The 7770-nt window shown below is 55.1% G+C and carries 6 protein-coding genes and 1 pseudogene; all 7 read left to right on the top strand.

Features of this window, described 5'->3' with window-relative positions:
• The first annotated feature begins 190 nt into the window (after positions 1-190).
• A complete protein-coding gene (locus QJ48_RS16415) occupies positions 191-1531 on the top strand; it encodes a flippase (protein ID WP_054974637.1) in 1341 nt (446 codons plus the stop codon).
• 30 nt (positions 1532-1561) lie between these two features.
• Complete coding sequence (locus QJ48_RS16410) at positions 1562-2683, top strand: glycosyltransferase (protein ID WP_054974636.1); 1122 nt, start codon at positions 1562-1564, stop codon at positions 2681-2683.
• Positions 2676-3917, top strand: a complete 1242-nt coding sequence (locus QJ48_RS16405) for a hypothetical protein (RefSeq protein ID WP_063858101.1) — start codon at positions 2676-2678, stop codon at positions 3915-3917. The genes QJ48_RS16410 and QJ48_RS16405 overlap by 8 nt, the downstream gene beginning before the upstream one ends.
• Positions 3918-4044: 127 nt before the next feature.
• The gene (locus tag QJ48_RS16400) at positions 4045-4485 is read left to right on the top strand and encodes an acyltransferase (RefSeq protein ID WP_237762934.1); all 441 of its coding nucleotides are present in this window, start codon (positions 4045-4047) and stop codon (positions 4483-4485) included.
• A 14-nt stretch (positions 4486-4499) separates the two neighbouring features.
• Positions 4500-5696, top strand: a complete 1197-nt coding sequence (locus tag QJ48_RS16395) for a glycosyltransferase family 4 protein (RefSeq protein WP_054974634.1) — start codon at positions 4500-4502, stop codon at positions 5694-5696.
• A complete protein-coding gene (locus tag QJ48_RS16390; protein WP_054974633.1) occupies positions 5693-6709 on the top strand; it encodes an NAD-dependent epimerase in 1017 nt (338 codons plus the stop codon). The genes QJ48_RS16395 and QJ48_RS16390 overlap by 4 nt, the downstream gene beginning before the upstream one ends.
• Positions 6706-7755 (top strand): annotated as a pseudogene (locus QJ48_RS38735) (glycosyltransferase family 4 protein); the annotation flags it as partial. The gene QJ48_RS16390 and the pseudogene QJ48_RS38735, both read left to right, overlap by 4 nt.
• Positions 7756-7770: the final 15 nt, after the last annotated feature.

Here is a 7770-nt window from a genome sequence, read left to right as displayed (position 1 = left end):
GCCGATGAACATCAACCGGACGGAGCTGGAATTCGAGATCCGCAAGCTGGAGAGGGTGCTTGGCAAAGGACAGCAGGAAATCCGCGAGGTGCTCAAGCATCTGGTGCCTACGTACAGCAACGTTTCCTAATTGGTCCGGAAACGGCCGGAGACGTTCCCGGGATTCAGACTAACGAAGAAGAAGGTATGTATGAAACAGACGACGTTACATCGGACGGAAACGAATGTTTCCCGAATTCTCGCAAAAAGCGGCTCCCTCTCGTTCATCATGAATGTGGCCGGCGTCGGGCTTGCCGTATTGATGCAGGTCGTGCTGGCCAGGCTGCTCGGGGTCGTCAGCTACGGATATTATGCTTTTGTGATGACGGTCATCACCTTTGTAGCTTTTCCCGCTAACCTCGGCTTCGATACGGCGATTGTCCGGTTCGTGTCTTCTTACAAGGCGGACCAGCTGTGGGGCGAAGTCAAAGGCTTGCTGCGCCGGGCGAACCAGCTAACCTTGCTTGTATCGCTCGTGCTGATGGGAAGTAGCGGCATTGTCATTTACGTGATGTACAGGAACAGCGGAGGCGAGTTCTATTACACCTTTTTGACCGGGCTGTTGATCATTCCATTGATGGCAACGGCGACTTTAAGGCAAAGCTCGCTGCTGGCGCTCAAGGAAGTGCTCGTTGCCCAACTGCCGGAGAAGGTGCTGCGTCCCGTTTTTTGCATCGTCATTTTGTATGCTTACACGGTCCTCTTTCACGTGAAAGCCGGCGCATTCGAAGCGATGGTCATCTTTGTCGGGTCGATGCTGCTATCGTATTTGTTCGGGGCCTGGGTGCTTAACCGGAAGCTGACGCCGCATACGAAAGGGCATCCGCACCGGTTTCAAACGAAGCATTGGCTCTCGGAATCGCTGACCTTGATGGTGAACTCGGGCATGTATCTGATTCTGGGACAGCTTAGCGTCGTGATGATCGGCATGATGCACGGCACGAGCGAGTCCGGAATTTTCTCGGCAGCCGTGCGGATCGCGACGATGGTTTCGTTTGCGATCACGTCGATTAATATGATTGCGGCCCCGATGATATCGGAGTCCTATGCCAAGGGCGACTTGAAGCAAATGCAAAAGGTATGCACGCTGTCCGGGCGATCGGGGTTTGCCTTCGCCGGTCTGGTGTTCCTGACGATTTTGCTGCTGGGCCAGTGGATTCTGGGATTGTTCGGGGAAGAGTTCAAGGCAGGCTCGACTGCGCTCATTCTGCTGTCGCTGAGCCATCTCGTTCATTCCTATTGCGGACAATCCGGAACGGTCATGACGATGACCGGGCAGCAGCGCGCGTCCAGCCGAATCTTGATGATCTCTACCGTTCTGAATGTGGCGTTTAATCTGCTGCTGATTCCGAGCCTGGGCATGATCGGAGCGGCCTTGGCGAACCTGCTGTCGACGGCGTTCTGCTATTTCAGCATGATGTACAAGGTCAAGCAATCCATGCAGATCGTGACCGGCGTGTGGATGCCGGGACGTATCGGAAGCAAATCATAGCCAAAGGATACAGTCATCCGGGAGGGTAAGATGAGCGCGACTAAAATATTGCATGTAGTCGGAAAAATGGATCCCGGCGGTGTCGAGACACTGCTGATGAACATTTACAGGAACATCGACCGGGAGAGATTCGAGTTTCATTTTGCGGTCCAGCTCGAAGGCGAAGGGTTCTACGACCGCGAGATTCGCGAGCTTGGCGGGAAAATCCTGCTGCAGCCGCATCCCCGGAAAGGGCTTGGCCCGTTTCGCGAGCAATTCCTGCATAACGTGAGAGAAAATGGTCCTTATGCCGCCATTCACAGCCATATTTTCCAATTCAGCGGGTATGTGCTGAAGCTGGCCAAGGAGATCGGCGTTCCGGTTCGCGTATGCCACAGTCATACGGTGAATGCCGAACAGCGGACGACGCTGTTCCGCACCTTGTACCGCCACTATATGAAATCGCTGATTTTAAAGCACAGCACGCATTTGATCGGCTGCTCCAGGCCGGCATGCGAATCGCTCTTCGGGGCCCGCTGCTGGAAAGATACCCGCACGGAGCTGCTGCCCAATGCGATCAATCTGCTGCCCTACGAGCAGCTGCCGACGGATCGGAGCGGGCTCAGGCAGCGTATTGGCGTGACCGACCCGTCGGTTCCGGTTGTGGGGCATATCGGCCGGTTCAGCGAAGAGAAGAATCACCGTTTCCTGCTGGAAACTTTCTCCTTATTGGTTAAGAAGGTCCCCGAGGCGCAGCTCGTGCTGGTCGGGGACGGGAGATTGCGCGAGGAGATGGAGCGGCTTGCCGAGACGCTGGGCATCGGGCGACAGGTCCGTTTCCTGGGCGCCCGCAAAGATATTCCGGAAATTATCGGCGCTTTCGATGTGTTCCTGCTGCCGTCGCTATTCGAAGGCTTGGGCATTGTCGTTATCGAAGCTCAGGCCGGCGGCGTGCCCAGCCTCGTGTCGGAGCATGTGCCTGCAGAAGCCAACCTAAGCTTCGGCATGGTGGAACACCTCAAGCTGCAGCCCGAGGTATGGGTCGACAAGATTACGGGAATACTGGGGCGTTCGGCTGCGCCGGATTGGCCGACGAGGCACCGTTTCTTGAAAAAGCACGGCTACGATATCCGCGAGAGCATTCGGCGGCTGGAGAACATATATCATGCTTGAGCGGAAGGTTGACTTGCCGCCTGCAAGGGATAACCCCTTGGTGCAAACGATGCTGCTGTGGATGTACGCCGCCCTGTTGATCTTGTCGACCAAATGGGTAACCCAGTGGGACCTCGATGTCGGGCTTGTCTTTTTCTTTACTTTGCTGCTTCCCTTTTTCGTCATGCTGAAGTGGCCCAACCAGCCGGCCGTGCTCTACATCGGGCTCATGGTGATGCTGATCGGGAAATGGATTTACGCGATGACGACAGACCCTTTATTCGGTCCCGACGCCAGAGGCTATTTCCGGCAGGTGACGTTCTATCCGCAGCTGGACGATTTTATCCGTTATGCGACGGAGCACATTACGACCAACTGGCTGAATTCTTCGGCGTATCCGGTGTTCGGGCTCATGTACATGCCGTTTTATAAATTTCTGGATTTGGCCGATCCGCTGGTCATCATTACGTTTAATTCCTTTTTGCTCGTACTGTGCTGCAATATGACGTACCGGCTGAACGACAGGTTTTTCACGTACGAGCTTTCGGAGGCGGGCAAACGAACGTATAACGCGGTGCTGATCATCGGGCTGCTCGCAAGTCCGGCGCTGATGTACATGTCCTCCGTGTTCGGCAAGGACATCACGTGCGCCTTCCTGGGGCTGCTGTGCACCCAGCTTTTATTAAATCGCAGATACATTTTGTTCGTCATCATCTTGTTCTACACGACCATGCTGCGAGATTATTCGATCGTGTATATTTTGTCCTTTTACTTTCTGTTCCGGCGAAGCTTCAAAGCCGCCTTGCTCATGCTCATCGCAGCGCTGGGCGTGGTGTTCTGGAAGGTGGGACTGACCGGGCTTCTGAATTCCTTCATGCTCACGGTCTTTCTGTTCATCTCTCCGAATCCGTTCAAAGCATTCAATTGGGATACGGAGTTTGTGATGCGGACAGCAGAGGCGGTCTATATGATGATTTCGTTCGGGCTGTCCGTGACGGTGTTCATGCGGCATAAGGAGACGCGTTCGTTTTTTGCCATGTGCCTTATTCTGCTGTTCACCTTCGGCTGCACGCTGGTATTGGTCGGCTTCGTCACTGTGACCGAGCGGAATCTGGAGTACGGGGTAGGGACGATCGGGGATAACATGGTCCGGAAAAAAGTGCCTGTCGTACCCATTCTGTACATGATGAACGCATATACGCTCGCGTGGTTATTCAGGCCAAAAGCGGTTCATTCCAAGAAAGGAGAGGCTTGACATCCGAGGAAGGGACAAATTTCATCGTTACAAAGGATTTCTGAACCTGCTTACGGCGCTGTTCTCGATCGTTCCGAAGCCCCTGCTCAAGAGCTCGTGGCACGCGACCGACCTGCTGCCGGAGCCTTTGGGGCTCGCAACGCGCTACTGCCTTCTCAAGCGGTTGATTCCGAAGTGCGGCGATAACGTATTCGTCGGGCGGTCCGTTGAGATCAAGCATTGGGAGAAGCTCTCCATCGGCAGCAATGTAAGCATACATAAACAGTGTTATCTGGATGCGGGAGGCGGCATTACGATCGATAACGACGTGTCGGTCGCGCATCAGACCTCGATGATTTCATTCGAGCACACTTGGGATGACGCCTCTCTGCCGATTCGCGACAACCCGGTTAAATACGCGCCGATCACGATTCAGTCGGACGTCTGGGTCGGCTGCGGCTGCCGCATTCTGGCGGGCGTGGATATCGGCAGCAGAGCGGTGGTGGCCGCCGGAGCGGTCGTGACCAAGCCGGTGCCCCCGCATACCGTTGTCGGCGGAGTCCCGGCAAAACCTATTAAATCTATCTGAGAGGGTCGAGGACCATGAAGGTATTATGGGCGCATGACCATACGTTTTACTTTAACGATTCCGGGAAATTTTTTTCCAGCGGAAAACTCCCCTACTCGGTGTGGGAACGGTATTTGACCGTATTTGATGAAATTACGGTGGCGTCCCGGGCGAAAAAAATATCTTCGGAAACGGAAATTGCGAATAAAAGCTTATCAAGCGGCAAAAATGTGGAATTTGTCGTGCTGCCTTCCCTCAGCAATCCGGTGAACAAGCTGACGAAAAAAGGCTACATCGAGCGCGTGCTGACCGAATCGATCGCACAGTCAGATGCGGTAATTGCCCGGCTGCCAAGCGAAATCGGCTCGGAAGCGGTGGCGATCGCCAAGAAGCTGAAGAAGCCTTTTGCCGTGGAAATGGTTGCCTGCGCTTGGGATGCGCTGTGGAATTACGGCAATCTGCAAGGGAAGGCGTATGCGCCCATTGCGACGCTGAAGACGAAAGCGCAGGTGAAGGAAGCGCCGTTTGCCATTTACGTGACGAAGCAATTCTTGCAGCACCGGTATCCGAATACGAGCGGGTATACCGAAGGCTGCTCCGATGTGGAAATTCCGGAGCTATGCCCCGAGGTAATGGAACGGCGGCTCCGCAAGATCGAGACCGGGGCGAAGCCCGTAATCCTGGGGCTGATCGGTAATCTGAACGGCAAAACGAAAGGCATTGCGACGGCACTGCAGGCGTTGGCCCGGGTGAAGCCGAAGCTGCCAGCCTTCGAGTTCCGGGTGCTCGGCGGAGGCGACAAGGAACCGTGGGAAGCGCTGGCGGCTCAATTCGGCTTGCAGGAACACGTCCGGTTCGACGGCGTTCTGCAGAGTGGCGATGCCGTATTCGAGTGGCTGGATCAAGTGGATCTTTACTTGCAGCCGAGCTTCCAGGAAGGCTTGCCGAGAGCGACGGTCGAGGCGATGAGCCGGGGATGTCCGGTCATCGGGTCGACAGCCGGGGGCATTCCGGAGCTTATCGATCCGCGGTATCTGCATAAGCCCGGCAACGACAAGCATCTGGCCCGGTTGATCGAGCAATATATCTCCGATACACGCTGGATGACCGAGCAAGCGCAAGCCAACTATCGGAAAGCGGGGAACTATACGAAAAACCAGCTGGATCAGGAACGGCAGGAATTTTGGGAAAAGTTTTCTCAATTCGTAAAAGAAGGGAAGACGCAGCGATGAAAATTTTAGTCACCGGATCCGCAGGTTTTATCGGGTATCATCTCTCGGCGAAGCTGCTTCAGGAAGGCTTCTCCGTGGTAGGAGTAGACTGCTTAAACGACTATTACGATGTCAGGCTGAAGGAAGACCGGTTAAAGGGATTGCTCGAGTATGACGCTTATGCTCATTACAACTTCGACCTGCAGGATCAAAAGTCGCTGGATGCGCTGTTCGCTTCCCATGATTTTGCGGCGGTCGTTCATCTTGCAGCCCAAGCGGGCGTGCGGTATTCCATGGTCAACCCGGGGGCGTACATCGACTCCAACATTACCGGCTTCATGCATATGCTGGAGAGCTCCCGCAAGCATCGCGTTCCGCATCTTATCTATGCTTCCTCCAGCTCGGTATACGGGGCGAATGTGAAAATGCCGTTCTCCGTGACCGATGCGGTCAATCATCCCGTCAGCCTCTATGCGGCCACGAAAAAAGCGAACGAGCTGATGGCCCATACGTACAGCCATTTGTACGGATTGCCGACGACGGGCTTGCGTTTCTTCACGGTGTACGGGCCTTGGGGAAGACCGGACATGGCGTATTTCTCGTTCACGAAGGCGATTATGGAGGGCAAACCGATCCAAGTGTTTAACGAGGGCCAGATGATGCGCGACTTCACTTACATCGACGATATCGTGCAAGGCATCGTGCGTCTGCTCTTCCGGCCTCCGGTGCACAACGACAGCTGGAACCGGATGGAGCCGGACCCGTCCTCCTCGTACGCGCCATATAAAATTTATAATATCGGCAACAACCGGCCCATTCCTTTGATGAAGTTCATTCATACGATTGAGGAATGCCTCGGCAAAGAGGCAGTGATCGAATTCAAGCCGATGCAGCCCGGCGACGTGCAGGCGACATATGCCGATATCGACGAGCTGGCGCGCGAAGTCGGCTTCACGCCCAAGATTAGCATCGAGACCGGAATTAAGGCGTTTACCAATTGGTACTGCCAATATTATCGAGAGGTAACCGTATGAAGAAGGTAGCTCATATTTGCACAAGCGCCATCTCCCATAAAATTTTGGCGGACAAGATGGCGGTGCTGCAGAAGGCGGAATATGAGGTTCATCTGATTTCGTCTCCCGACGGTTATGACGAGGAGTTCATGAAACGATACCGCCTGAAGCTCCATTTCGTGCCGATGAACCGGAAAATTCATGTTTTGGACGATCTGCGTTCGATCCTTCAGATGCGTTCGCTGCTTCGGCGCGAGCAGTTCGATATCGTCCATACGCATACGGCGAAGGCCGGACTAATCGGCCGGGTAGCGGGATGGCTGGCCCGGACGCCGATGATCCTGCATACGAGCCACGGACTGCCATTTTTCGACGGACAGAAATGGATAACCAGCTTTATCTACCGCAGCCTTGAGAGGCTGGGCGCGCTGTTCTGCGACGCGCTTTCCTCGCAAAACCGCGAGGATATGGAGAAGCTGCGGGAGCTGGCGCCGGGCAAACCGGTCTACTACGAGGGGAACGGCGTCGATTTGAACCGGCTGGACGAGTTCCGCTACCGCATCGATCAGGCCCAGTTGGACCGGCTGCGGCAGGAGGCGCTTATTCCGGAAGGAAAGAAAATCATCCTGATGGCGGCCCGGCTCGAGCCGGTAAAAGATCATGCCTTTCTGCTGGAGTCGCTTCGTCTGCTGAAAGACAAGCATGCGCATGACTTCTGCTGCGTCCTGGCCGGGAAAGGTCCGCTCGAAGCGGACATCCGAAGGAAGATCATGGAGCTGGGCCTCGAGGAGGAAGTGAGGCTGATCGGGCACCAGAGCTATATTTACCCTTGGATCAAGCTGGCGGATATCGTCGTGCTCTCTTCCGAGAAGGAAGGAATTCCCCGCTTTCTGATGGAAGCGATGGCCTTCTCCAAGCCAGCGGTAGGCAGCGACGTTCTCGGAACGAGGGAGCTGGTGAAACATAACGAGACCGGATTTTTGGCCCCTTATAAGCAGCCCGAGCCGTTTGCCGACGCTCTGCACAAGCTGCTCGGAAGCGATGAGCTGCTGAAGCAATTCGGCAGCGAGGCGCGCAGCGTG

It is taken from the genome of Paenibacillus sp. A3 (assembly GCF_001399685.1).
Lineage (GTDB): Bacteria > Bacillota > Bacilli > Paenibacillales > NBRC-103111 > Paenibacillus_G.
This window is presented reverse-complemented; position numbering and strand designations above follow the sequence as displayed.

What these genes read in the sequence shown, in the direction of transcription:
- QJ48_RS16390 (WP_054974633.1), top strand. Translation starts at nt 5,693, where the DNA reads ATGAAAATTTTAGTCACCGGATCCGCAGGTTTTATCGGGTATCATCTC.
- QJ48_RS16405 (WP_063858101.1), top strand. Translation starts at nt 2,676, where the DNA reads ATGCTTGAGCGGAAGGTTGACTTGCCGCCTGCAAGGGATAACCCCTTG.
- QJ48_RS16410 (WP_054974636.1), top strand. Translation starts at nt 1,562, where the DNA reads ATGAGCGCGACTAAAATATTGCATGTAGTCGGAAAAATGGATCCCGGC.
- QJ48_RS16395 (WP_054974634.1), top strand. Translation starts at nt 4,500, where the DNA reads ATGAAGGTATTATGGGCGCATGACCATACGTTTTACTTTAACGATTCC.
- QJ48_RS16415 (WP_054974637.1), top strand. Translation starts at nt 191, where the DNA reads ATGAAACAGACGACGTTACATCGGACGGAAACGAATGTTTCCCGAATT.